The 24132-nt window shown below is 69.2% G+C and carries 18 protein-coding genes and 1 pseudogene; 9 read left to right on the top strand and 10 right to left on the bottom strand.

Annotated features, from left to right (window positions below):
• Positions 1-293 precede the first annotated feature (293 nt).
• The 5 genes from mobF to ACT2CW_RS46345 all read left to right on the top strand — a co-directional run bounded on the left by mobF (position 294) and on the right by ACT2CW_RS46345 (position 7746).
• A complete protein-coding gene (gene mobF, locus ACT2CW_RS46365; protein ID WP_445520932.1) occupies positions 294-2426 on the top strand; it encodes a MobF family relaxase in 2133 nt (710 codons plus the stop codon).
• 993 nt (positions 2427-3419) lie between these two features.
• A complete protein-coding gene (locus ACT2CW_RS46360; RefSeq protein WP_445520998.1) occupies positions 3420-4769 on the top strand; it encodes a replication-relaxation family protein in 1350 nt (449 codons plus the stop codon).
• Between the two features lie 497 nt (positions 4770-5266).
• The gene (locus tag ACT2CW_RS46355; protein WP_445520931.1) at positions 5267-5737 is read left to right on the top strand and encodes a hypothetical protein; all 471 of its coding nucleotides are present in this window, start codon (positions 5267-5269) and stop codon (positions 5735-5737) included.
• Between the two features lie 188 nt (positions 5738-5925).
• On the top strand, positions 5926-7035 hold the full coding sequence (locus tag ACT2CW_RS46350; RefSeq protein ID WP_445520930.1) for a replication-relaxation family protein: 1110 nt from the start codon (positions 5926-5928) through the stop codon (positions 7033-7035).
• A 195-nt stretch (positions 7036-7230) separates the two neighbouring features.
• Positions 7231-7746: a hypothetical protein gene (locus ACT2CW_RS46345; RefSeq protein WP_445520929.1), complete on the top strand. Its 516-nt coding sequence runs from the start codon at positions 7231-7233 to the stop codon at positions 7744-7746.
• Positions 7747-7758: 12 nt separating this feature from the next.
• Here ACT2CW_RS46345 and ACT2CW_RS46340 read toward each other — a convergent pair whose 3' ends face one another.
• The gene (locus tag ACT2CW_RS46340; protein WP_445520928.1) at positions 7759-8604 is read right to left on the bottom strand and encodes an endonuclease/exonuclease/phosphatase family protein; all 846 of its coding nucleotides are present in this window, start codon (positions 8602-8604) and stop codon (positions 7759-7761) included.
• A 61-nt stretch (positions 8605-8665) separates the two neighbouring features.
• Positions 8666-8911, bottom strand: a complete 246-nt coding sequence (locus ACT2CW_RS46335; RefSeq protein ID WP_445520927.1) for a hypothetical protein — start codon at positions 8909-8911, stop codon at positions 8666-8668.
• 136 nt (positions 8912-9047) lie between these two features.
• Here ACT2CW_RS46335 and ACT2CW_RS46330 point away from each other — a divergent pair, with 136 nt between their 5' ends.
• Positions 9048-9911 (top strand): hypothetical protein, encoded by an 864-nt coding sequence (locus ACT2CW_RS46330; protein WP_445520926.1) that lies wholly within the window; start codon positions 9048-9050, stop codon positions 9909-9911.
• Here the strand turns inward: ACT2CW_RS46330 and ACT2CW_RS46325 are convergent.
• Complete coding sequence (locus tag ACT2CW_RS46325; RefSeq protein ID WP_086706546.1) at positions 9908-10249, bottom strand: hypothetical protein; 342 nt, start codon at positions 10247-10249, stop codon at positions 9908-9910. The genes ACT2CW_RS46330 and ACT2CW_RS46325 overlap by 4 nt on opposite strands.
• 107 nt (positions 10250-10356) lie before the next feature.
• Positions 10357-10803: a hypothetical protein gene (locus tag ACT2CW_RS46320; protein ID WP_445520925.1), complete on the bottom strand. Its 447-nt coding sequence runs from the start codon at positions 10801-10803 to the stop codon at positions 10357-10359.
• A 196-nt stretch (positions 10804-10999) separates the two neighbouring features.
• Between ACT2CW_RS46320 and ACT2CW_RS46315 the strand changes: the two genes are divergently transcribed.
• Positions 11000-11236: a hypothetical protein gene (locus tag ACT2CW_RS46315; RefSeq protein ID WP_445520924.1), complete on the top strand. Its 237-nt coding sequence runs from the start codon at positions 11000-11002 to the stop codon at positions 11234-11236.
• Positions 11237-11847: 611 nt separating this feature from the next.
• Here the strand turns inward: ACT2CW_RS46315 and ACT2CW_RS46310 are convergent.
• From ACT2CW_RS46310 to ACT2CW_RS46285, 6 genes and pseudogenes are all read right to left on the bottom strand, one after another.
• Positions 11848-12813 carry a competence protein CoiA family protein gene (locus ACT2CW_RS46310; protein ID WP_445520923.1) on the bottom strand — a complete coding sequence of 322 codons (966 nt, stop codon included), beginning with the start codon at positions 12811-12813 and terminating at the stop codon, positions 11848-11850.
• A gap of 573 nt (positions 12814-13386) precedes the next feature.
• Entirely contained in the window at positions 13387-14058 is a 672-nt protein-coding gene (locus ACT2CW_RS46305; RefSeq protein WP_445520922.1) for a hypothetical protein, read from the bottom strand.
• A 574-nt stretch (positions 14059-14632) separates the two neighbouring features.
• A complete protein-coding gene (locus tag ACT2CW_RS46300; protein ID WP_445520921.1) occupies positions 14633-16048 on the bottom strand; it encodes an AbiJ-related protein in 1416 nt (471 codons plus the stop codon).
• Between the two features lie 72 nt (positions 16049-16120).
• Positions 16121-17011 (bottom strand): hypothetical protein, encoded by an 891-nt coding sequence (locus tag ACT2CW_RS46295; protein WP_445520920.1) that lies wholly within the window; start codon positions 17009-17011, stop codon positions 16121-16123.
• A gap of 849 nt (positions 17012-17860) precedes the next feature.
• Positions 17861-20515: pseudogene (locus ACT2CW_RS46290) on the bottom strand (Helicase associated domain protein); the annotation flags it as partial.
• Positions 20512-21321, bottom strand: a complete 810-nt coding sequence (locus tag ACT2CW_RS46285) for a hypothetical protein (protein WP_445520919.1) — start codon at positions 21319-21321, stop codon at positions 20512-20514. The pseudogene ACT2CW_RS46290 and the gene ACT2CW_RS46285, both read right to left, overlap by 4 nt.
• A 179-nt stretch (positions 21322-21500) precedes the next feature.
• Between ACT2CW_RS46285 and ACT2CW_RS46280 the strand changes: the two genes are divergently transcribed.
• Positions 21501-22001 (top strand): hypothetical protein, encoded by a 501-nt coding sequence (locus tag ACT2CW_RS46280; protein WP_445520918.1) that lies wholly within the window; start codon positions 21501-21503, stop codon positions 21999-22001.
• A 549-nt stretch (positions 22002-22550) separates the two neighbouring features.
• Positions 22551-23585: an HNH endonuclease gene (locus ACT2CW_RS46275; protein WP_445520917.1), complete on the top strand. Its 1035-nt coding sequence runs from the start codon at positions 22551-22553 to the stop codon at positions 23583-23585.
• Positions 23586-24132 lie beyond the last annotated feature (547 nt).

The raw sequence follows: 24132 nt of genomic DNA, 5'->3' as shown, positions 1-24132 counted from the left end.
GGCAGCCGGTTTAGCGGCGTCCGGTGACCCGCTCAGCCGAGGGAGGCCGGACTGCGCGGAGCGGACTTGGTACACGTCTTCAAGCAGCGGCGTGCGGCACAGAGGGCAGGACTGTCCGTACCTGGTGATGTTCATGCGCGGGAGAGTGCACCCCCGGATGCTTACCGTCTCGGGCTGGCGAGGCGGCCCGCCTGGCGGGCGCTGCGGTAAAGACCTGATGATGGCCTCCCATCCGGCGGGAAGCAGCGCAGATCGCGCTTTTCCGCAGCTCAAAGGCGGGGTTCCATGGCCTGGTGATCAGCAAGGCGAAGGTCCGCCCGGGAGGCTGGCTGTACTACTTCCGCAGTGTGATGGTCGGCGACGGCCAGCGCGCTGCGGGCACGCCGTTGCGCGCTGCTCAGGACGAAGCCGGTGTTCCGCCCGGGGTCTGGAAGGGCCGGGGCCTGGCCGCGGTCGGTCTCGCGGCCGGGGACGTGGTGACCGAGCGGCAGGCCGAACTGCTGCTGGGGGAAGGCCGGCACCCGGACGCCGACCGGATCGAGCGCGAGCGCCTGGAGGCGGGCGACGATCCAGCGAAGGCCAGACGGGTGACCGTGCTGGGCAGACCCATTGAGCACAACCAGTCGCCGGAGACCGACAAGGCCAAGGAGCGGACTCCCTGGCTGGCCATTGACCTGACGTTCCGGGCGTCGTCGACGGCGCAGATCGCATGGGCACTGGGTGATGAGGAGACCCGCCTGGTGCTGGAGCTGTGCCAGGACATCGCCCGGGACAAGACGCTAGCGTGGCTGGAGGAGTCAGTCGCGGAGATCCGCTGGGGGAGCGGCGGCAAGCACCGTGCCCGGGTGAAGGACGGCCTGATCGTCGCGGTGTTCCGGCACTACGAGTCCAGAGCCGGAAAGCCTCTGCTTCATGACCATGCGGTCGTCTCGATCCGCGCCCGGCGTCCGGACGGCAAGGGGACGTGGGGCAACCTGTCCACGGACTCGATACTGGAGCACATCGTCGCGGCCGACACCCTCTACACCCTGACCTTCATGGAGGAGGTCTCCACTCGGCTCGGATGGGCGTGGGAGCCGCGCGAGGTGACGCCCGGCAAGCGCCCGGTCATGGAGATCGCCGGGATCGACCAGCGGCTCATCGGCTGGCAGTCGACCCGCCGTCAGCAGATCGCGGACGCGCTGCCCATCCTCCTCGCCGAATACGAAGAGGCACAGGGGCACCCGCCGGGCGAGCGCGCCGCCTACGCGCTGAACCGGCAGGCCGCCGACCAGACGCGCCCGCCGAAGCGCAAGGTGGCGAGGCCGCTGTCGGAGCTGCGCGCGCGGTGGCGCGCGTCGGCGATCGGGAAGGTCGGCGCCTGCGTCGTCTACCGGCTGATCGAGCGGGCCCGGGCGGCGGCGGCCGCGGTGTGGGCGCGGGTGCGGCCGGTCATCGACGTCGCCCTGGCTGCCGTGGACATCACCGCCGTGGTGTACGTCATGAGGGGAGCGTTCCGGCACCGGCATCTGCTTGCTGAGGCCCGCCGCCACCTCACCCACACCCTTCGCGGCCGCCCCTACGAGCCCGGTCTCGACGAACAGATCGTGCAGGCGGCTATCGACGGCTACACCCGCCCGATCGGCCGCATGATGACCGCCGATCTGCGCGCGCTGTACCCGCACGACACCGAGGACCAGGCCGTGGTGCGCCCCCTGACCCGCGCCCGGGCCAAGTCCCCCTACGAGCGGGCCCGCCTCGCTGCCGGCGCCCTGACCGCCCGTGTCCACGCGGTCCGCCGCTCCCGCCGCCTGAACTCCCGCTCTCTGCCGCACGCCGTCGCTCCCGTCGGCCCGCTGCCGCGCTCGAGGCTCGACCGCAGCGAGGCCCGCGCCGCCCGGGCGGCCAAGAGGGCCGGCCCCGCGCTGGACACCGATGTCGCCACGGTGGAAGAGACCCAGCGGGTCATCCAGACCATGGCCATCAAGATCCAGGACGGCATCCGGGAACGCACCGCCGCTCGCGGTCCCCGGCCGCAGCCGACCCCGGCAACACCCCGGCAGCCAGACCGCACCCAGCAGCCCGGCGCTCAGCCTGCGCCAGGCCGGAGCACACCCACCCGCGTGACCACACCCACACCACCCAAGGACCCGCGGATCGAGGCCGCCGCCGCCCGCGTCATGGAGGCCGCACAGAAGCGCGCTGCCGTGTACGGGCCGCCGGTCTGGCAGCCGATCTGGAAGAGGCCCCGGAAGTCGCTGACGAAGGCGCAGAAAAAGGAGCGGCTGCGCAAGCAGCGCGAGCGGCTCCAGGCGGCCGGGTGCCGCCGCTTCTTCGCCAGGCAGTCCTGCCGGCCCCGCCCCAGGAAGAACCGCATCGGCAGTGCGGCCGCACGTCGTGACGCGCGGGCCCTGGCCCGGCTGCGGCACTCCTCGGGGTGGCAGTGAAGGGTGCGCACTGGTGCCACGATGAACCGCACCGGCGATGCGGCGCACGCTTCGGCCGCGGTCGATGCGCACCTGCGCGATGCGCCGTATCGAGTATCGAGTACGGCCTATCCGATGCGCACCGCACCGCGCCGGATGCGCACCCCCTGTCCGACCGACCCTTGTCCGTGCGGGCCAGCGGTCGCGTTTTCCCTTGACGGGGCTCGCTATCCGCCGCGTTCTCCCTGGACCAATCACGCTGCGGGTGCCGAACAGACCGCGGACAAGGGGGCGCGTGATATAGGCGCCCGCCTGGGGTGCGCGCCCGGCGTGGCGCACGATGCGGTGGCGTGCACCACGATGCGCACGCGATGCGCGCGGCACGGGACATCGTCCGGCGGTGGTGCGCACTCAATGCGCACCACCGCCGTCCAGGGTGCGCACCGGCCGGTGCGGGGTGCGCATCGGGGGCCTGGCCCACGCCGACGGCTGCGGCTTCTGCCCGCCGTTGCTCATATCCCACGCACCACTCCGGATGAGGCCAGCGGGCGCCCGTGCCAGCCGGCCGTGGTCAGCTTCCCAGGGTATGACTGACCACGTGACCACAGGCGTCCGAGCTCCGGCCCGGGGCTTGTTGGCCACTGGCGGCCCGGCTCGGCCCAGCTGACGTGCTGGCGCCGACGCGTGACGCAACGTCGGCCCGGGCCCCCTCCCTGGGAGGCCAGAAGACCAGGCATCTTCGCCCGGCCCTACAACACTCCCTACAGTTCTCCCTACACTCTGCCCTACAGTGATCACCTGCACTGCGCAGGTACAGAGCGCAGGTCAGGGCCTGTTTCCGGGCGTGGCGGCGGCTCCGACAGCCCCTTACTCCCTTCTTCTACCTGGAGTGGGGTGGGGGAGTGGTCGTGCGGGGCCGGGCCGGGGGCGTTGCTGCCCCGCGGCCCCGCGTGGCTGTCCGCGGCCCTCGCCTGGCTCGGGCCGGACGGTAAGGGAGGGAGCGGGATCTTGGGTGTGGGGCAGTGGCCGTACAAGTCGACGGGTCGTGTGCGGGCGCTGGTGCTGCTCGCGCTGGGGGTGGTGAAGGTCGCCACGGCGGAGCAGCTGCGGCAGCTGGTGCTGCCGGGTACGGCCGATCAGCAGACGGTCCGGAACGCGTGCAAGGACCTCCGGCACGCCGGTCTGGTGGAGACGGTGGGGAAGACGTCTCGGATGGGAGCGGGTGGCCGGCCGGTGACGCGGCAGTTGTGGAACCTCACCACCGCCGGGCTGGCCGCGGCCGCGAGTGAGTTGGGCCGTCCGGTGAAGGAGATGGGTGGCAGCGCGCGGGAGGCGGCGAAGGCGGGTGCCGCGCACGCGCTGGCGGTGACCGACACGATCGACGCCATCCGGCAGTCGCCCCCCTTGCCGACCCAGCCGGTGACCCGGCGTGCCGCGGTTCCGGCTCCAAGACGGCAGCTTCCGCCTCGCCCGGCCGGTCTGGGGCACCTGGGGGGCTGGGAGACAGAGGTCGCGCTGCCCGTGGTCGGCACGTTCACCGCTCCGGGGAAGGGGAGTCTGCGCGCGGACGCGGTGCTCCAGGCGCCGGAGGACGGGGTGCCGGTGCTGTTCGTGGAGGTCGACAACCACACAGAATCGGCCGCGAAGGTCGCGGCCAAGATCGACCGCTACCGGAGGTTCTTCCAGCGGAAGGTGAAGGACCACCAGGGCCGGGATGTGGAGCTGTGGTCGACAGTGTGGGAGGACTCCGGGCGCGGCGGCTACCCGCCGCTCGCGCTGGTGTTCACCAAGGACGTCGGACCCGAGGCACGCTTCAACCGTATGAAGAAGGTGGCCGAGCTCTCCCGTGACTGCTGGCGAGGCCGGTGGCAATGCCCCGCTGCCCAGTGGAGCCTCGATGAGGCGGAAAAGCGGGACGGCTGGTACGAGTACGCGGGCACGGTGCCGGTCATCGCCACCCACCTCGACCAGCTGCGGACCAAGGGCCCGCACGGGCCGGTGTGGTGGCGCTTCGGCCGCACGACGTGGCAGTCCCTCAACGACGCCCTGACCAACACCGACACACACGCCGAGTACCTCGCCCGCAGCGATGCCCGCCGGGCCACACGGGAGGCCCAGCTCCCTCGGGGGTGGGGGAAGACCGGCCTCGAGCTGGAAGAGCGGCTGACGGCCCACTGGCCGTGCCCCTCCTGCAGCAGGGACGTCGACCCCGACCACACCGACACCGACGGCTACCAGCCGGAACCAGGCGGGCTGTGCCCGCTGTGCGAGCGGACCCGCCGCGAACTTGAAGCCGAACGCTCGGCCGCACAGGAACGCACCGGGGTCATGGCCCGCCTGCGCACCCGCGCCGCTGAACGCTGACCAGTAGTGGGCCGGCGGCGGGACGTTCCGCGTCCAGAAGCCCTCGGACTGGCGACACGGAGCCTCGCCGTCCCACACCCGCCCCGCCCGCTGACCCGGGCGCCAGGCGATGTGGCGCCAGCCACAGGCAAACCCCCGGAACGGTAGTGGTCAAGGCGAAATCGGACACCCACCGGCGCTGGTCGTCAGATCGCGGACGAGGGGGTGCTTCCTCACGGTGGGTCCGGCCCGTACGCAGATCCGCGTGCGGGCCGGTCAACCGCCGACCCGGCTCCAGGCCGGAGAACACGAGGACACCGTGCCCGCACCCCGTCCGACCCGCCCGGCGGGTGCCGATGGTGACGACCTCGCTCGCGCTCGTCACCGAACTCTGCGTCGCTGTCCGGTGACAACGAATCTGGAGTTGGACGGCACCGACGCCTTTGCCCTGGCGCCCGTATCGGCGAATCAAACGGGAAACTCGCCGCCGCTCCCGCAGGTCCGCTAAAAGGAGAGTCATGACGGAACCTGACGACCCGCGGCTGATCGACGCGATGTGGCGGGCGGCTGACCTGACGCGGGCCTACCTGGTCCAGGACCGTGTCCAGGTCGCGACATGCCTCACAGGGTTGGACACCAGCCGGCTGGAGCGCGTCCTGGCCTGGCTGATCCTCGAACATGACAGGCTCTTCGGCGAGCTGGGGGAGCCGTCCATGGCGGTGCGCGAGCTTGATGCGGTGGCGGCCCTGGCACCGCTGGAGACCGAGCTGGCGATGATGACGGCCGTACGCCGGGTCGCAACGGAGGAGACGGGGCTCACCGCAGCAGTGGAGGGCCTGGAGCCACTGGACCGCATCCACGCCATCGCGATCTGCACCGCGGTCATGCTGCTGGAAGCCCGGGGCCGCACCACAGCCCTGAAGCAGCTCGACGCAGAAACCGTGCGGTATGAGCAGATGGGGTACCCCAGGCCCTACACGATCACGTGACCGCACCGGGGGCTACTTCGTTCCCGAGCAGCGGTCGGCCGCCCCGGATCAAACTGGTCCAACTTCGATGACAATCGGGCCGGGGCGGGGCTGCTGTCACCGGACAGTCGCGCCCGCCTGACGATCACGACTGGGTAACGGCATCCGGCGGAATGTCACACCGTCCGCTTCCAGCACACCTCTAGCAGATGACGACGGGATTCCATCCGGCATCCCGCGCCACATGCGTGAGGAGCCTTGCCATGGCCTACGCCAGCAGCGCCCGGCAGCCCGCACCGGAGCCGCGCCCGACCTGGACAAGGGGTGCTGAGCGGCCTCCGGGCGCCCCGGGAGCCAGTGCCGTGTCCAGTGCCGCGAACGATTCCGACGTCGTGCCCATTGCCGCAGCTCACACCGCCCGCCAGGGGGCCTACCGGCACGCTGACACCTCTCTGTCTTCCCCTGAGACGTCGGCGAAGGGGAAGAAGTCCACTCCGGCCAGGAAGGTGCGTGCCGATGCGCTGCGGATGCTGGGGTGCGTGCGGATTGCCACGGTCCGGCAGATGGCTCAGGTGATCACGGCGGAGGATGCCGACGGCCGGTCGTACGTGCGCAGAGCGATGAAGAAGCTGGCGGAACTGGGACTGGCGGAAACGAACGGCAAGGCGGGCCGGCACCCGATCTGGAACCTGACCCCGGCAGGGCAGAAGGCTCTGGCCGACGGCAACGAACTGCCCGCGCGGCCGAGGGCCGGCACCGGCGCGAAGGCGGTGAAGGCCGGGTTCGGTCCGCACGGCGTCGCGGTGACCGACACGATCCTCGCCTACGGAGGCCGCGCGTATCTGACCGACTGGCAGGTGGAAGTCAACCACGCCATCAAGGCGACCGGCCTCAGCTTCAACACCGACGCCGTCCTCGCGCTGCCGACCAAGACCAGCGAGGTCCGCCTCTTCGAGCTCGACAACGGCACCATGTCCCAGGCCCGCCTCGCCAAGGAGGTCTGGGACTACGAGCGCTACGCCGGACACCGTGTCTGGGAAGGAGCCCGCGGCACCAACGGACGCACGTACCCGTTCTGGCAGCGCCACCGCTACACCCGCTCCCAGACCTTCCCGCGGCTGCACGTCGTCCTGGCAGGAAAGGAGGAGCGCCTGCTCGACAACCGCCGCAAGGCGCTCGCCGCCGACGTACGCGGCATCACCATTGCGGTGTGGGTGAACACCCTGCCCCGGCTCCAGCGCGGCGAGCCTTGGTACGAGATCGGGGTGGACGACCCGCACCGGCGCCATGAGCGCTACCCCGAGCCGGTCGGCCGCTGACGGGACTGCGCGGCTCCGGGCAAGCCGAAGGTGCCCCTGGGCAAGCTCTCCCGCGCGGTGGCTTGCCCAGGTACCGGAGTGACCGCGCCGCTGGGGGCAGCGGCCATTCCCGCATCGCCGCGTCCGTGCTTTCGGCCTCCGTGGCCGGGAGCACGGGGGAGACACGGGAACACCGTGGGTCATAGGTTGGCCGCTATGGCGGATACGCGGGATCTGTGGTGGGCGGCAGGCCGGTTGGCCTTTCCGGTGTCGACCGGCGAGTGGATGACCTTGAAGTGGCATCGTGCCCTGCGCCGGGCGGCCACCCTGCTGGAGCCGGCATGGCCGAAGGAGTACAGCGGCGGACCCTTCACGCACGCGCTGCCCACCGTCGCACTCGTGCTGTATGCGGGCGACTTCGATAGCGAGCCGGATGAGGTGCCGGTGGAGCAGCTCGTCGCCGCGCTCACCCCGAACCCGGAGGGCGAGCCGCAGATCGAGGACACCGTCCGCGAGGCTCTGACAGGGCGTGGCCACGACCTGGAGGACGACTCGCCGCTGTCCGCGCTGGTCCGTCAGCTCACCGAGTACCGCCCGCCGCTCGCCTACAGCGCGGGCGGGCTCGAGCTGCCCTCGATGGAGCAGTGGCCCGGCGGGACGCTGATGCGTGAGGCGGCGCGATGGTCGACGTACTGGCTCGAATACCACCACCTCAGCGCCAGCAGCGCCTGACCGGTCGCGGCGTCACGCCGCTCGGTCCAGCAGGCCCAGGTCGAAGTCCGCGCTGACGGCGGCGTGATCCGACAGGCCGGTCTCGACGGGCTCCATGTGCACCCGGTAGCAGACCAGAGCAGTAGCCAGGGCGGGGCTCGCCAGGATGAGGTCCTGGCGCCGGGGCACATCGCCGTCGCCGAACGCGGCCGTCGCCACCGCCTCCTGCCCGAAGCGGCCGCTGGCGTCGACGAAGCCGGCGCGAGCCAGGAGCTCCACCGCATCCCGGTCGGAGACCGGCTCCTGGCCGGGCGAGCGCAGGTGGCCGTTGAGCAGATGCGGCTGGAGCCGACTCCAGTCCGGCTCGGGGAAGCCGACGCCGATGGAGTTGATGTCGCCCACGACCAGCGACAGCCGGCCGGGCGCGGCGAGGACCTCCAGCGGGGCGACCTCCCGCGCCCGGTTGCGCGGGTCGAACGGATCGAGATGAAGGTTGCGGACCTCCACCAGTCCGTGCGCGCCGGGCACGATCAGGTTCGCCCAGCCCATGACGTGGTGGTAGCGCGTACGGTCCGCGCCCTCGGCATCGACCCGGACCCGGTCGCTGAGCAGGATCGCGGAGTGGAAGCGGTGGCTGGCCGTGGTCACGTTGGCCTCCGCGAGGAACCCCTGCGCCATCGCGAGCTCGGTGACCGCCCGGTGCAGACGCCTGCGGCCCAGCTGCTCGAAGAAGTTGAGCTCCTGGAGGGCGAGCACGTCCGGCCGCAGCGACCGGAGGAACTCCATCTGCCCGTCCCACCGGTCAGCCGGCCCGAACCCGGAGTCCGTGTGTCCGCCGAAGAGCGTGTTGAAGGTGACGACCCGCAGGACGGGACTCATGCTCCATCTCCTTTCGCCTGACGAGTTAGCCGCCGGGCCGACTCGCGGCGGCCTCTGTGGCTCAGCCCGCCCACCCGATGTCACGGACCTCGACCGCTCCGGCGTGCGGCATGTACTGGACCCAGCACCGCCGCCCGAACGCCTCCCGGATCTCCTCCACCGAGCCGGGATCACGCACGTCAGGCCAGGCCCGCGGATCGATCCGCGCGACCTCCACGAGGGCCATCACCTCCTGCCGGGCCTCGCCGGTCGGCAGCTGCGCCATGACCTCGACCGCGAGCTCCTCCACCACCACGCCGTACCGCATCCCGCACACCCCCGTGTGATCGACTCGGGTCAGCAGCGTACGGAGGAACCGCCGACCGTGTTCCGGCCTGTGGATAACCCGGATTGGGGAGGTCCAGGCACCGGACAGCGGCGAGGGGTACATGTACATGTACCGCATGGCGCGTGAACGGGTGCGATGGCCGACCGTGGTGGACCGGGCGAGACAGATCGTCCAGGGATACGCCCCACTGAAAGTCACCCTGCGGCAGGTGATGTACCGGCTCGCCTCAGAGGGCGTCCTGCCGCACACACCGCCGATGTACCGCCGCCTGTCGTCGCAGCTGGCCAAGGCCCGCCGCGAGGGCCGCTTCCCCGACCTGATCGACACCCTGAGGGAGGTCCACGTCCCGACGGCCTGGCCGGACGCGGGCGCGTTCCTGCGCGAGATCCCGGACTGGTTCCGCCTCGACCGCACCGAGGGCCAAGAAGAGCACGCCTTGTACGTCGCGGCGGAAAAGGACACCCTCCGTCAGCTGCTCACCGACTGGCTCGCACCGTACGGCATCCCGGTCCTCGTGGTCCGCGGCTTCGGCTCGCAGTCGTATGTCGACGTCGCCCGCGAGCGCACCGCCGCTGACCAGCGGGAAGCGCATCTTGCGTACGTCGGCGATTTCGACTGCTCGGGTGAAGATGTCGAGCGGGACTGGGTGGAGCGCACCGGCTGCTGGAGCCAGGTCACCCGGGTGCTGCTCACCCGCGACCAGGTCCGCGCATACGCCCTGCCCGCGACTGCGGGGAAGCGGGACGACCCTCGATGGCCGGCCTTCGCCAGCCGCTACGGCTTCGACATCGACCGCCCCGTGCAGTGGGAGGTCGAAGCCCTCGAACCCGACGAACTCCAGCGCCTGGTCCTCGCCGCCGTCGACCCGTACGTCGACCGCGACGTCCTCGCCGAACAGCTTGTCCGTGAGGAACAGCAACGCCGCGCCCTGGCCGACTTCCTGAACGGCTGGGACGCGGCAGGCGGGGAGCCGGCCTAGCGCTGCACGGGTGCCTGCGCGGCCTGCGCGAAGTGCATGACGATCGCCTTCGCACCGGCGGCGATTTCGTCGATGAGTTCGTAGCCGCGGGGATCCTCCGGGTGGTTGCGGACCCAGATCATGGCGTAGCTGATGATCTGGTTGATGTCGCTGGGACGCAGGAAGATGGCCTCACCGGTGTGGAGCCGCTCGGGAGCCTTGTGCTGCCACAGCCGGTAGTACCGGCCTTCGTCCTCGTTGAAGCCCAGGTGCCGGTCACCGTGCGGGTTGAGCAGGTGGGTGGTGAAGGGCAGATCGTTCGGGCCCGGCTGCCAGGGCTGCTCCTGCTGCTGGCTCAACTCATCCTCCGTCATACGTCGTTGACCGATACAAGGCCCGAGTGTGTCAGCGCCGGTCCGGGGGCGGGCAGAGCTTCCAGCCACTCCACCCGCCCCGGACCCCTACATCACGCCAAGGCGGCCTGCTTGGCCAGCGCCGCGAGCGGGGAGCGCCGGCCTTTCCCGACTGAGCGCAGCTGCTCCCAGTCGATGTCGGTCCGCGCGGCGAGCGCGTCGACGGACGCCGTGGTGTAGAGCGCGACATCGACGGCCCCGGCCCGGGAGGTGCCGAAGCGCACCTCGATCGATTCGGCAGGCCTGATCCACTTCAGGCGCAGCATCCAGTCGAAGTCGGCCCTGCGGACCCCCAGCCGCTCGGCTGCCTGCTCCGGTCCGAGCGGGGTGTCGGCGGCGACCAGCTCCGCCAGGTCCTCGCGCCGGCAGACCTCCGCAACCTGGCCGGGGTGGAGCAGCGAGCCGTCGGGGTTCGCGCTCAGCTCGGTGAGCAGCTTCCGGCCGATGAAACGACGGACGACGAACGACGTCACGTTCGCCCGCTCGCCGGTTGGGCCCATGCAGCTAAAGCCGCGCCCGCCTACGCGAAGGAAAATCACCCGCCTGGGTGCCGCTCCAGACCGGGCCAGACCACCGTGGTGGGGGTGACCACGGGCCCGACCACGAGGCTGACCGCGCCGGGCGCGACCCGGCCACGGAGCCGGGTGAGGCGTGTCCGAAGTGACACCGAATTCGAACAAGCGATCTAATACCGGTATGGACGTGACCGACTTCCCCGACGACCTGGTGCAAACGCAAGTCGACTGGAACGCCACCTACCAAGCGCTCGCCGCACCCCGCCCCCGCGACACCACCGCTCTGCGCCGCCGCCTGCTGCTCCTGTCTGCACGGCTGTGGTGGCACCCCTACTGGGGGACTGTCCCTTCGGTACCGGCGGCGCGCTCCGAGCTACGTCAGCTGGCCCGCGTCTACGGAGCCGTCCGGGCCGCGTGACCGGTCGTCTCTGTCGGCCAGGAAGGAGCACGTGGCTTGCTCTTGGCCCCGCCGCTGCAGCGGCACGAGGGACGGGCGGGATGGGCGGCGCGGCCGCGGCCGGGGATCGGGGCGCGCTCAGTCGGTTGCGCGTCGGCCGGGGCCGCCGCGCCTCGCAGCCGCCAGCCCGGCGGCGGAGCCGGGACGGAAGTCGCTGGTGCCTCGATGCTGTCCTTCTGGTTCCGAGCCCCACCAAGGGGTGAGGTGGGAGGATCCCGCCGGATGGAGGTACCGCTGTGATCGTCCGACTCCTGGGTGGCCCGCTCGCCGGTCGCGTGCTGACTGCCTGTCTGCCTTCCCTGTTACAACGAGCTGGCCCACCCTCACTCCGAACCGGACTACCGCGCCAACCCGCCCTGGTGACCACGTACACCGCCCGCATTTCCGCCCGCTTTTCCGCAGGCAGGAATGCGGGCGGTTTGCTGCCCTGACCTGGTCTCCAGGGACGCACTCGCCGTGAGGGGCGCGCCTGGGCCGCGCGACCTGGCTCCGGTCTCCTATCTCTGACCCACGGTGCAAGGTAGAGCCACGCCTTATGGGGACTCAGGCTGGTGAGGACAGGGGCGCGGCGACTACTCGTCGTCGGCGAGCGCCGCGGCTATGGCCTGCTGGCGCAACCGGCGCAATCGCTCACCAGTGGCTCGGTGCTCCTCGAAGCGCTCGCGTCGTTCCTCCGTGGGGAAGAGCATCGGCAGCTCGACGTCCAGGAGGAAGTCGGGACAGGGGCCGGACAGCGGGAGCGGGTCGAAGACGGCCAGCAGGGTCCCGTGGTCGTTGACGAGCGGGACGCCGCTGGAGTACCGGCTGTCTCCCACACTCCAGCCGACAGTCACGCGGGTGAGGAACATGTCGGCGGCCTGGGCGATGGCTCGCTCGATCCCGGGCAGCCGGGCGGAGTGCCGGGCCAGGGCCGCCCGGTCCGGGTCGGAGCGCGCCGTACGTTCGGCGAGCGCGGCCTCCTGCCGGGCGTACCCCCGCCGCTCGGCACGTTCCTGCTCCTCCTGTGCCGCGCGCTGCTGCTTTTCCTCGTCTCCCAGCTTCTTGGCCTCCGCCAGTACGCACTTTGGATGGGCCCACAGCCGCGTCACGGGCCGGGCCACGTGACGCTGCGGCGTGCGTGGAGCGTGCGAGACGAACCGCGAGGTGAGGACCCTGCCCACGAACTCGGAGAGCGGTATGGACGGCTCGGGGTCCCAGTAGGCGCCGGTGAACCGGGCAATGGGCTCGACGGCGACCAGGTCCTCGCCCTGACGGGACAGCCGCACTGAGGGAACGGCGCCCAGCCAGGGAATCCGGCTGCGGTCACTGAACCAGTAGGCCCGTACGCCGTCAGCCTCCATCCGCTGCGTACGGGCACGAATCTCGGCAGTGGTGATGCTCGCCAACTGCGCCTCCAGGGCGACACGCCGACTCTTGGCCGTGGAGGCGAGGACGTCCGCCCGCCAACGACCGTCCGGCCCGCTCACCTCCAGCTCGGCCATCCATCCGGCCGCGCGAGCCGCCTGAGCAAGCTCCAGCTTGAGCAGGTGGTGGGCCATGGACTCCTCCGCCAGGGTGCACGTCGGAGCCCCAGGCGCATGGGCGAAGAACCGCAGGCCCAAGGGCGACACCTTGGCGTGCATCCCGTGGCCGCACTCCCGGCACGCCAGGGGGGCCGGCGGCCGAACCCGGTGGATCGCACTCCAGTCCCAGCCGCAGCCGAGATCCGGCAGGGAGGCGTCCAAACGGCCCTGCTCCGCGTGTACGGCAGTGAAACTCACAGCGCTCCCCCCTGGCGTCGTCCGCCCATCGTCTCGGCCGGGTCTGACACGGCGGTAGGGGCGTTCAAGGGCCGCCTGGGCGCAGCAGCCGCAGCGCGTCCTGGACGACGTCCCGGGCCAGCAGGTAGAGGGGTTGATACTGGTGAGCTCGCGTATTCAAGTGTCGCCAGTTCCCCGAGGAGCCCAGCCCACTGGAGACCGTGTGTGATCTCCAGCGGCGTATCGACTCCGGGTGAGCTGCTTGTGCTGGTCCGGGGCCGGTGGCGTTCAGCGGCGCTCGGCGAGGACCTGCCGCCGGGGTCCTCCGGCGCCGCCGGGGCCGCTTGGGCCTCGACCTCGGGCAGCCGTGATTCAGCGGTGCTGCTCCGGAATTTCCATCTCGTCTGAACCGTCGGAGATGTACTCCACCCCCGGGTTCGCGACCTCGGCAACGACGATCCAGGGTCTGTGCCCCTCCACTTCGCAGACCGCGTGCAGGCGCAGTTTCGCCTCCCAGTACCCGTCCACCCAGTCTCCCGGGTCTTGGAACCAGCTCGGCGGCTCGGAGTTATCCATCTGCCGGTGCACGAAGTTGCCGCGCTCCAGGCTCCGGATAATGCTCTGGCGGCCGGGCGCGGCAACCCCGTCGACCCCAGGGCTGAATCGGGCGGGCCCCCAGATCACCGACGGCAGCTCCGTACGCATAGCTTCGTCGTAATGCGGTCTGGCTGAGTGATCCCGTCCGGCCTCGTCGCGCACCGTGAGGGTGATCGTGTCGAGGTGATCCAGGCCGACGGGGCCGGCGAGTGTGGTGGTGAGCCTCAGGCGGTTGGATCCCACGCGGATCAGGCTGAAGGTCAGCTCAGGAGTCAGCTCGCGGTGCCAGCGGTCGCGTTCGATCTGCGCCACCTCTCGCGCGGTGTCAGCCGAGTCCGCGGCGGCCGCCGCCGCTTTGCGGGTCGTCCAGTACGCCATGACCGCGGAGACCACCACCCCGACTGCGGCAACAATGGCACCGAACGCCGTCCAGTCGTCAGTGTTCATGGCGCCGGACCGTAGCAGCAGCGGCGGCCGCACCCGGTGGAGTGTCCGGATCGGGACATGATCGGGAGCTGATACGGGTGAGCTTGCTTGTTCAACTGTCGTCAGTTCTCTGTGGTGTCCAGCCGGATGGTGTCCGCAGGTGGTCTCCAGCGGCGTATCGGCTCCAGGTTCCTCCGGTTTGGGCGGCCAGTTTGGCGGTGGTGAACTGGTGGTAGCCGAGGGCGTCAGCGACGACGGGGGCGGACATCTCCAGGACGTGCTGGCGGATCGCGGACGCCCGGTCAGCTATCCACGCGCTGCCAGCCGCTATCGTGAGCACCAGCGCAGTAGCCCAATTCCCCTGCCCAGGCCGGATGATTGATGCCCTGGACGGCGACGATGCGCATACCATCGCGAGTTCGCATCAGATGCAATTGGCGGCGCTTGGAACATCGGAACGAAAACTGGCGCTAAGCCCATCGCGCGCCTGGGAGCGCCGGCATCGTCCTAGTGGAGTGCCGGGCAGCTGCCCCACGCGGCCGATAGCAGCCGGGGTGCCGCAGGAGCTGTTGAGGGCCGCTTCTCTACCGTGGCTTCAGGGTCTGGCTTTGAAGCGGCTGAACATGGCCGGGATGAACTGGAGGAGAAGGTTCTTGGCGTCCTCGGGCCGTTTCAGTTCGTCGTGGCCGAAGCGGAAGACCTCGTACCCCCTGAGCTTGAGATCCCGGTCGGCAGCGACCATGTCCGCGTATTTGGCGGTGTCGGGAGTATGGCCGTTGTCGCGCGTGTAGTGCTGCACTCCGTCGACCTCCAGGACGACACGCTGTCCGAAGGGCAGCAGCAGAAGGAAGTCCATGCGGGAACGCAGCAACGCTTCGGGGCCGCGTTCCTTAACGGTCTTGGGATCCCAGTGCAGCCATACCTCGGGCAGGAGAGCAAGGTCATCCGCGCAGAACGGGTGAGCCGTGCGGTAGGCCGTGAAAAGGTTCCTCTGACCAGGTGAGTTGCGCGGCAGGCTCCTGAGGAGCCGCTGGTAGAGATCTTCACCGGCGTCGCTCTCGCTGTTGAACCCGTGGGTGTCCTGCCACCAGCTGTGCAGGTCACGCCAACGTAGACCCTCGACAGGGATCTCCCGGTCATAGACAAGGGTGGCACCCGGTCGCCCGCCGACGATCTCGATGTCGTTGTCCACCGAGGATCGGAAACGAATGTCCGGTTTACCCAGGGAAGCGAAAATGATGTTCTTCGGCTTTCGGTTGCTGTGCAGCCGTGTCGACACCAGAGTGAACAGCGGATAGCCGCCATCGCTGCCGGTTTGCCGCAACTCGATCCCATGGGCGCGGAGGTGATCGTTGATCGTGCTGGCTGTCTTCTCCTGCAAGTGCTCGTCCAGGAGAACGTCCGCCGAGACCAGGCCTTCCAGGAAGCGGGCGAACCTGGCGTCCCCTGCTTCGAACGCACCGAGGCTGTCGAAAAGCTGCTCGGCCGACCAATCCTCCGGGTTGCTGAAGACGTGCTTCTTGATGCGATCCTTCAGCGTCACCGGCCGCGTCCCGTTCAGCAGCAGCGCGCTGAACTCGTCGAAGGAAAGGTCCGGTCCCTCGATCACCCAGAGGCGATCGAGCAGATGCAGGAAGCGGTCATGGTGCTGGGTGAGATCCGGGAGATACAGGGCGCGCGCCAGTTCACGGCGGGCCTTCTTGGGGATGCCGGGTGGTGCGCCCTCTTCCCACAGCAGGTCTTCGAGCTGATGACGGAGCGGCGGGCGGACAGGGAAGGGGAAGTCCTGCTGCTGTAGGACGCGTTGGGCCAGTCCTGGCAGTTCCGTGTCGGGTACCTGCTGGAGGCTCTGTTCGACCCGGGCCGACTTGCTGCCGGCGTTCTGGGGAATCGCCGGCATGCTCAATCGCTCGAAGGCCTGGCTCAGCACGGTGTGCGTCAGGTTGCTGAGAGGCGCGACGGCGGTGTCTAGCAGGGCGCGAAGCGTTGCACGATCACTGCTGCCGACCATGGGCACATGGTCGCAGAGAACGAGGGACTCCGGCAGTAGCCCTCAAAGCGCGCCAGGTCACCGGCGTCGGCGTCACATGAAGTCGAAGTCGGGTTCCCAGTCCTCATCCACCTCTTCTTCTGCGCGCAGTGATTGGGCTCTCATGTCCGCGAGGTCTAGTTCCGGTCCGGTCAGCGTGAGCTCGCAGACCCGACACCCGAAGTAACGAGGGAAGAACCAGATGTCTCCGTAGTCGCCGCTCTTGTCCCGCCCGCTGACGAAGGCAGGACTTTCGCATGCCGGACACTGCGCGGGGATGTGCAGAAGCCATCGGCTGGGCAGAGGCGCTGCCGACAGACTGGCGACCACGGCCGTCTTCTCGCTGTCGGACAGACGCTCTGTCTTCTTCGCGAAGGTCGCCTTCGCCCGCCGGATCTTCGCCGCGTAGCGCAACTTCAGTTCGTCCGTCGTCTTCTCCACGAGGCCCTTGCACACGTCGTAATGGTTCTCCCAGAACCAATGCGGCTCCTTCGCCAGATTGGGCAGCAGGGAATCGATGTACGCCACACCAGCTGCCAGCAGGCCCCTGCACTCGTCAGACGGCCGCCCCCACCCCATGTGCGTGATGCCGTTGCGAGCATGCCTCAACGCCGCGAGTTGCCCGGGCACCTCCCCCTTCCCCACTTGCGCGAGTCTCGTCACGGCCTCCGCACCACCGACGGTCCTGAGCCCGGCGCGCCCTGTCTCCACCTTGTCTTCCTGGCCGCCCAGCACCAGCAGATCCTGTACCGAAGGCTTTGGGGTAGCCAGCAACGTGAGAGCGACGGATGCCAGACATGCCTTGGCCAGGTGCTCGACAGCCACAGCCATGTGATGGACAGCGAAGTCCTGGTCCGCAGGCTCTTCGAGGTAGGCGTCGATGGCTGTCCGAGCCCATCGCTGTGCAGAACTCACCAACTCGTCACGGATCTCATCCTGGTTCATCGGAGAACCGTAATGCGCCCGACGCTCCATGCGCGGCGCATTACGGAGTCACCGGAAATGCGTGGTGGCGGCCCAGCGATCCCGTTTAGCGTGATCTGGCTGGCGATCGCCAGCAGCATGTGGTGAACACACTGGACTTCCGATGGCCCTGCCCGCACGACTCACTGCCGCCCTGGGACGACACCCCGACGACCTCACCGAGGACGATCTGCAGCGTGCGGTCGAGAACCACATTCCCGAGAGTGTCGACCTCGAGGGGAGATCCTGATCGACCGGCTCCAGCACTACCAGCATTCACTGCGGTAGTCACCTTCGACTAACAGCATGAGACCCCAAGCCTCGAAAGGCCTGGGGTCCGGCGGTGCGGGGAGCGGTCAGGGGGTTGTCTCAGTAGTCGTCCCGTTCGGAGGATGGTCCGTACTGCTCGATGAGGTCGCAGGTGCAGGTGCCGCCGTCGTACAGCGACTTGTCGCACTCGTCATGGTGGTTCTGCTGCGGCAGTGGCTGCGCGGGGACGGGACGTGCGGTGACTGCGGCGGGCTGGTTGGCGGTGCGGAACTCGGTGTCGACGACGGCGGAGGCGATTTCGTCCTTACGCCACTTCTCAGGGTTGTTGTACGGCACCAGGCCGCCTGCGTAGGCCATGCGTAGCAGTTCGGCCTTGGTGTGGTTGCGCATCAGCTCGTTCATGCGCTGCATCCGCGCCGTGCTCCGCGCCGCCTGGCGCTCTTCCTCCGTCACGGTGGCGTCCTGGTCGTGGTCCTCCTGCGCCTGTGCTTCCGACGGCGCTGGCTGGACGGGACTGTCGTCCACCGGTGCCGGGCCGAACGGGGCCGGCACCGCTGCCCTTGCCCAGGGCACGCCCAGGGCGGCGAGGGCGGCCTGCTGTTCGGAGGTGAGCTTGTCCCACCTTGCGCGGATGTTCGAATTCCATACGCCCAGTTTCACGGCCACCGGCTCCGCCTCGCCGTCGACCGCGATCTGTTCACTGTGGCCGCGCGGTACCGGTCGGTCCGCGCCTTCCCTCTCCACCCACTGTGCGAGGGCCGCCAGGCCCCGCTGGAACGCCTGCTGTGCCTTGCTCGGGCCCTTCGTCGCACGGGGCGCCGCCGGGGCCGGAGGCGGGGGTGCAGGGGCCTTGATGCCCAGCGCGGTCAGCCGTTCCTGCTGCTCGGGGAGGAGCTGGGCCCAGGTGCCCGGTTCCTGTTGCCGCCACCGCCACTTGCCCACGTCGTCGCCGTCGAAGACGACGCCCGGCGCGATGTAGGGCAGGGCGCCGTCGGCGTCGACCAGGTCGGCGAGCACGCGGTAGTGGCGCTGCCAGTCCAGCGGCCAGGGGCAGTTCCAGTCCGGGTCGATGGCGGCCAGCTGCTTCGCGCGCTGTGCCGCCCGCTCCGGGTCCTTGCCCAGGCCGCCCTTCCGGCGCAGGTTGGCCATGTGCTGCCCGATGGGCACCATCGCCTCGCCCTCGCCCCACACCGCGTCCTGCCTCGGAGCGAGGTGCCCCGTGGCCCGCCGGTAGGACCGGAGCGCGGCGAGCTTGTTCTCCCACGCCTCCTCGCCCGGCTCCCACACCATCCCGGCCTCCGGCGCATCCAGCAGGGTCTTGCGCCGCTCCTCCAGTTCACCTGCCCGCAGCGCCTTCCTCTGCTGGTGGACCCAGCGCCCCAGCGGAAAATCCTTCGTGACCCCCACTTCCACCTCGACGTCGTAGGGCACGGCGTAGAGGCCGGCGATCTCGTTTTCCTTCCGCCAGCGCAGCAGGGCTTGGTAGCCCTCCAGCCACACCAGGGACTCCGGCCGGTAGACCCTGGTGCGCAGGAACGCGGCGATGGTCGCGGCGTCGCGCGGGCTGGAGAAGTGCAGCAGCGCCGCTTCGGCAGCGGCCTGCGTGTCGTCCTCCTGGTCCTCACCGTCACCCTCGCCGCCAACCCCGACGATCTGCCCGTCCTCGTCACGCCGGACGTGGACCTTGCGCTTCCCGCTGGTGAGCGTGCGGGAGGCGAGCTGCTCGACGAGTCGTTCATCGTGAGAGCGCAGGCCTTGGAGGACAGCGACCAGCCCGGCATACGAGGCGCTGGCGACCATGTCGGTCGGGTCCTCGCCGGGCTGGAGGAAGACCGGCACGATGATCCTGGCCACCTTGGTGCTGCCGTCCTTGTTGAGGCGGAGCGCGCGGCCGATGTTCTGCACGATCTCCACCTGGGAGCCGCGGGTGTCGGCGAAGCAGATCGCCTCCACGCCCCGTTCGCCGGTGATGTCCACGCCCTCCCCGAGCACCCGCACCGAGGCGAGGAACGCCCGATGTACGCGCCGGTTGCTCGCGTCGATGCCGTTCGCGAACTGCCGCAGCACCTCGCGCCGCTCGGTGACGAGGTGGTCGCCGCACAGCCACGCCGACCACACCCGGTCCGGGGGTACGTGGCGGCCGACCTCGAGTTCGTAGAAATCCGCGTCGATCGACGATGCGGGCAGTTCCTCAGCCTTCGCCAGGTCCTCGTCCGAGGCGTCGTTCATGTAGAGCTCGGCCGCGGTCTCGGGCAGCTTCTGCGCGAACGCGGCGGCCTCCTCGACCTTCTGGTGGAAGGTCATGACCGTGCGCAGGTTGTACGCGGCGGCGTGCTCCAGGAGCGCGGTCTGCAGCAGGGCCAGACGTCGGCCCCGCCGGGCCTCGTCCGTCTCCCCGAGGACCGGCGATGGGTCGCGGATCTCCAGGACGTCGATCTCGAACCCGGCGAGGATCTCCCGCTCGATCGCCTCCGACAGCCCGAGCTCGGCGATCCACGCGCCGTAGGTGCCGTTGGGGTCGTCGGCCATGGTTGCGATCTCCGTCTCCTGGCCGTCCGCGCCCCTTCGCGGCTGGGGCGCCGCCAGGATGCGCGGGGTCGCGGTCAGGTAGAGCCGGAAGTCCGCCGGGATCCGCTGGTTGTCGTGGATCGCCGCCCACGGCCGACCAAGATCACCGGCGGTGGAGTGGGCCTCGTCCACGATGGCGAGGTCGAAGCCCGCCATGACCTGCCCGTACAGCCGCTCCCCGCCCGCCAGAGCGGCCTCCAGCGGCCCGCGAACCTTCCGCTGGCCCTCGGGAGCGTCGATGTCCTCGCGATCCACGAGGGAGGCGTACGTGGCGAACACGACCACAGGCCCGTACCCGGCCCAAAGCGCGAGCTGGATCGGGTTGGCAGTAGTCCGCACGCCCAGCTCCTTCAACACCGGGTCGTTCTCCAGCGAACACACCGCGACCATCGGCGCCTGATGACCCACCAGACGCCACGCCTGGGCCGTCTGCACCAGCAGGTCCAGGGTCGGGACCGTGACGAGGATCCGGCTGTCGGGGAAGCAGTCGCGCGCTGCCCAGGCGGCTGTGATGGTCTTGCCCGACCCGGTCGCCGAGACTAGGGTGCCGCGGGCGCCCCGGGGGGAAACGGGGGTGCGCTCGGGGTGGCCGGCCCAGGCGCGGATCGCGGCGACTGCGGTGACCTGGTGCTCGCGGAGGTGGATCATCCGAGCCGCTCCTCTGCGTGCGGGGCCGGTGAGGCTTGCGTGGGAGTGGTTGCCGGGCGGACTGTGGCGGCCTTGCGGCGCCGGTGCTCGCGCTGGGCTTGGGCCCGGGCGCATTCGCGGGTGCAGTACTTGATGCCGCTGGTGCGGTTCTGGCCGTACGCGGCGCGGCCGCGCTGGCGGACGAAGTCCCGCCCGCAGGTCTCGTTCGCGCAGGTGCGGATGGTGGCGTCCTCGGCGAGGTGGTTGTACAGCTGGAGGAAGGCGGCGGAGAGGATGGAGGGCTGGCGGTCGGTGAGGCTGCCCAGGCCGACGCTGAAGGTGGCGAGGTTGTAGCGCAGGGCCGACCGGAGCAGGGCCAGCCGCAGGCCGAGGGTGGCGGAGCGGAGCTCTTCTAGGGTTGTGGGGTAGCCGCTATCGTCGTGGTCGTTCTCGGCTGCGATGTCGGCCAGGTGCTGTTCGGTGACTTCCGTTTCGACGAGTTCGTCCAGGCCGCCGGGGCGCCGGCATGCCAGCCATGTGGCGATGGCGGCCTGGGCCTCGCTGATGTGGAGGCGCACGAGCTCGCCGTGCAGGGACCAGGGGCCATAGCGGGGATGTTCACGCTCCTGGAGTTCCTGCAAACGGTTGTGTTCGTCGTAGTCCCAGCTGCCGGCCTCGATGCTGCCGCCCAGGTGCCCGTACTTGCTCATCCAACCGGCCACGGTGGCCAAATCTGCCGGATCCACCTCCATCAGCTCGCGCAAGTAGAAGTCGTCCGGCAACGACGTCCTTTCGACGGCCCGGTCGAGGTCCTGGACAGTCCACACGATCCAGTCATCCTCGGCCCGGACCCCGTGCATGGGTGTCATCTCCGGCAGGGGAACCGGCGTCCCCGGCCAGAGCGTGGGACGAAAACGTGGGTCTGCGTATGCCGCCATGAAGGGCATCATAACGGTGAGCACGTAGTACGAAGAGGAGAACGCTCGTACCACTCAGGAGTGAAGATGTGGGAGGGGACGTCGTGGGGACGCGGTGGCAGGAGCGCAAGGCGGTCGGGGACGCACACGAGCAGCGCGTCGCATCAGCGCTCACGGCGCAGGGGTGGACGGTCGAACGCTGCGGGCAGGGCACCTACCCGCCCGCGATCCAACAGGCCCTGGCCTGCACCACCTCGGCGCTGCGCTGGTTTCCGGACCTGATCGCCGCCCGCGCCGGCGAGGTCGTCACCATCGACGCGAAGGACTGCATGCCCAGCAGTTCCTCCGGCCGGTACGCCGTCGCCGACGAAGCTGTCCACGCCGGCCTGCAGTTCATCGCCGCCAACCGGCCGACCCCGCTGTACTACGTGTTCGGGGACCTGCGCGTCCTGACCCCGGTCGAGGTCCTCCACTACACCGGTCACGCCGAGCGCCGCCACGACGGCGCCTACCGCCTGGTCAGCACCCGCCAGGCGCATCCCTTCGACACCGTCTTCGGCCGTCGGCTGCCACTGCGCGCGGCGAGCTGACCACCCATAAGGCCCCCCCGCAACGCTGGCAGGCCCGCATCGCGGTCGCCCCGGGCGGCGGATAGCTCCCATTCCAGGTATCGGATTCCTGCGGGCGCCCTTCGGATCCCGGCACTGACCGCAAGGGCTCGGGCGAGGCGGCTGGTCAGGGTGCGGACGGTATAGCGGATGCCCCGCCCTGAGCGTGTCTCTCGGCGGCGGCGTCGAGAGCCGCCATGACGAGCACGGCTTCGTCGCAAGCAAGCAGCGGCAGCCGCTGCATGATGCACTCATCACCGGCATTTTCTCCGCACCCTCTGAGCGGGTGACGCCCTGTTTGACCACCTCACCCCAGCCGAGGCCCTCCACTACGCCCAACATGCACTCCGCCACCACAGCGGCGCCTACCACCTCATCCCTACTGATCGGACCCACCCCCTTCGATCAGGTCTTCGGCAGCGCCACTGCTCAAACAGCCTGAGCGGCGGCGGGACGCGGAACCGCGAACGGGGCTGAATCAGTCTTTAGGGCAGGTGCCTCCGTAGCGGGGCGATCATGCCGGGAGGCTCCATGACGGGTGAAGACGTGCGTTACCGCAGCGGTGGCGACAACTCCATTCTGAAATTGATTTTGCTCAAGCAGTGGCAGTACCGCTGCTACATGTGTGGCCGACCGAAGGATTTCACCGACACCCAGATCGATCACCTCATCCCCCAGAGTTCCACTGCCGCAGAACTCAAAGAGTCCAAGAAGCAGTACAGCCTGACTTCCAGCTTCGACCTTCACGGTCCCGAGAACCTCGCTCCCATCTGTTCCAAGTGCAACCGGGACAAGAGCAACCAGACATTCGAAGGCGCGGGCGCCATGCTCGTGACGCTCAGCAAGGCTGCAAAGCTGCGTCCGGACGTGATCGCCGCATGCAAGAAATTCGGTTCGGGTACGCGCCTCTCCTATCACTTGCTCCGCTCCATCGTGGCAGATCTGACGCAGACAAAAGCACGGGAAGCATTCGAGACCCACGCTCCGGCGATTCTGCAGAAGCTCGCACTGCTAGACGAGGGCAAAGCGGATTACATTACTTACCATGAGGTCATCATGGATGACCTGTACCCGGATGATTTCCACGACGTGTTCATCCCAGACGTCGGTCTGTCCCTGCGCACCCGGGGGCGAACTGCCATGTCAATCCTCCGGGACGTATGCGGCTGCCAGATGACAGACCTGCTGCAGCCCCGCGTGCACGACCTGGTCGAACTCCTTCAGAACCAGGCACATCACGATTTTGAGAGCATCACTGAACCGTCGCGTACCAACGCGGGCCCGGCCGAGATACTCCACCTCCAGGTGACCATCGAGACGATCGACTACCACCGCTACGAACCTGTCCTGGAGTTCACGTTTCAGGGAATATTCGATGCCTACCTCATGGCTCCACTGGTCCAGGACACCCTGAATGGAGACGGCATTCAAGACCGTCAAGGAGAATCCGCAGTTACCGGTACCTTCTCCTTCACCGCCGACTGGCCCATCTCGGCACAGCAAGGAGCCCTCGATGTCAGTGACTGCACCATCGAGGAGTGGTCGAGCCACCTCGAGGTCACCTAAGAATTCCAGTAACTGCGGCATGCGCAATTCTCATTCCTCGCGTGAGTTGGGGGAACCGAATTATGGCGCTGACCTCGCATCAAAAGCCGCGCCCCATCAGGATGGTTGGGGGGTGTCTCGTGTTTTCGCCAACGGTACATGCTGCATCAATCTGATGCAGCATGTACCGTTGGAACCCACCCGAACGAGCGACCCCCACCCCCTTGTAGCCAGCCCGGTCCGCGTCAGCGGGCCTCAACGGTTCTGGAGGCGCAGCCGGAGGGACCGTCAGGCGGGGGAGCGCAGCGGACCCGCCCGGGAGTGCGAAGCACTCCCCAACTCCCTTACTGGAGGCTCCACTAGTCATAGCTGACACTCGGCCAGTTACGGCCGCGCGATGCGCGGCCAGCCGGGCGCGCAGCGGCCGGCCCCACCGGATCCCGAAGCGCAGCGTAGGGATCCGCCCTCGCATCGCGAGGGCCAGCGGGAGCGCAGCGACCGCAACTGCCCGGCGCAGCCGGGCAGTTCGCTTGCACATCGCGCAGCGATGTGGTACCCGCTCCGCGGG

It is taken from the genome of Streptomyces sp. NEAU-174 (genome assembly GCF_052665095.1).
Note: the sequence above shows the minus strand (reverse complement) of the source record. Positions and strands in the feature narration are given on the sequence as shown.

What these genes read in the sequence shown, in the direction of transcription:
- ACT2CW_RS46355 (WP_445520931.1), top strand. Translation starts at nt 5,267, where the DNA reads ATGACGGAACCTGACGACCCGCGGCTGATCGACGCGATGTGGCGGGCG.
- ACT2CW_RS46350 (WP_445520930.1), top strand. Translation starts at nt 5,926, where the DNA reads ATGACGACGGGATTCCATCCGGCATCCCGCGCCACATGCGTGAGGAGC.
- ACT2CW_RS46345 (WP_445520929.1), top strand. Translation starts at nt 7,231, where the DNA reads ATGGCGGATACGCGGGATCTGTGGTGGGCGGCAGGCCGGTTGGCCTTT.
- ACT2CW_RS46340 (WP_445520928.1), bottom strand. Translation starts at nt 8,604, where the DNA reads ATGAGTCCCGTCCTGCGGGTCGTCACCTTCAACACGCTCTTCGGCGGA.
- ACT2CW_RS46335 (WP_445520927.1), bottom strand. Translation starts at nt 8,911, where the DNA reads ATGCGGTACGGCGTGGTGGTGGAGGAGCTCGCGGTCGAGGTCATGGCG.
- ACT2CW_RS46330 (WP_445520926.1), top strand. Translation starts at nt 9,048, where the DNA reads ATGGCGCGTGAACGGGTGCGATGGCCGACCGTGGTGGACCGGGCGAGA.
- ACT2CW_RS46320 (WP_445520925.1), bottom strand. Translation starts at nt 10,803, where the DNA reads ATGGGCCCAACCGGCGAGCGGGCGAACGTGACGTCGTTCGTCGTCCGT.
- ACT2CW_RS46315 (WP_445520924.1), top strand. Translation starts at nt 11,000, where the DNA reads ATGGACGTGACCGACTTCCCCGACGACCTGGTGCAAACGCAAGTCGAC.
- ACT2CW_RS46310 (WP_445520923.1), bottom strand. Translation starts at nt 12,813, where the DNA reads ATGGCCCACCACCTGCTCAAGCTGGAGCTTGCTCAGGCGGCTCGCGCG.
- ACT2CW_RS46305 (WP_445520922.1), bottom strand. Translation starts at nt 14,058, where the DNA reads ATGAACACTGACGACTGGACGGCGTTCGGTGCCATTGTTGCCGCAGTC.
- ACT2CW_RS46300 (WP_445520921.1), bottom strand. Translation starts at nt 16,048, where the DNA reads ATGGTCGGCAGCAGTGATCGTGCAACGCTTCGCGCCCTGCTAGACACC.
- ACT2CW_RS46295 (WP_445520920.1), bottom strand. Translation starts at nt 17,011, where the DNA reads ATGAACCAGGATGAGATCCGTGACGAGTTGGTGAGTTCTGCACAGCGA.
- ACT2CW_RS46275 (WP_445520917.1), top strand. Translation starts at nt 22,551, where the DNA reads ATGACGGGTGAAGACGTGCGTTACCGCAGCGGTGGCGACAACTCCATT.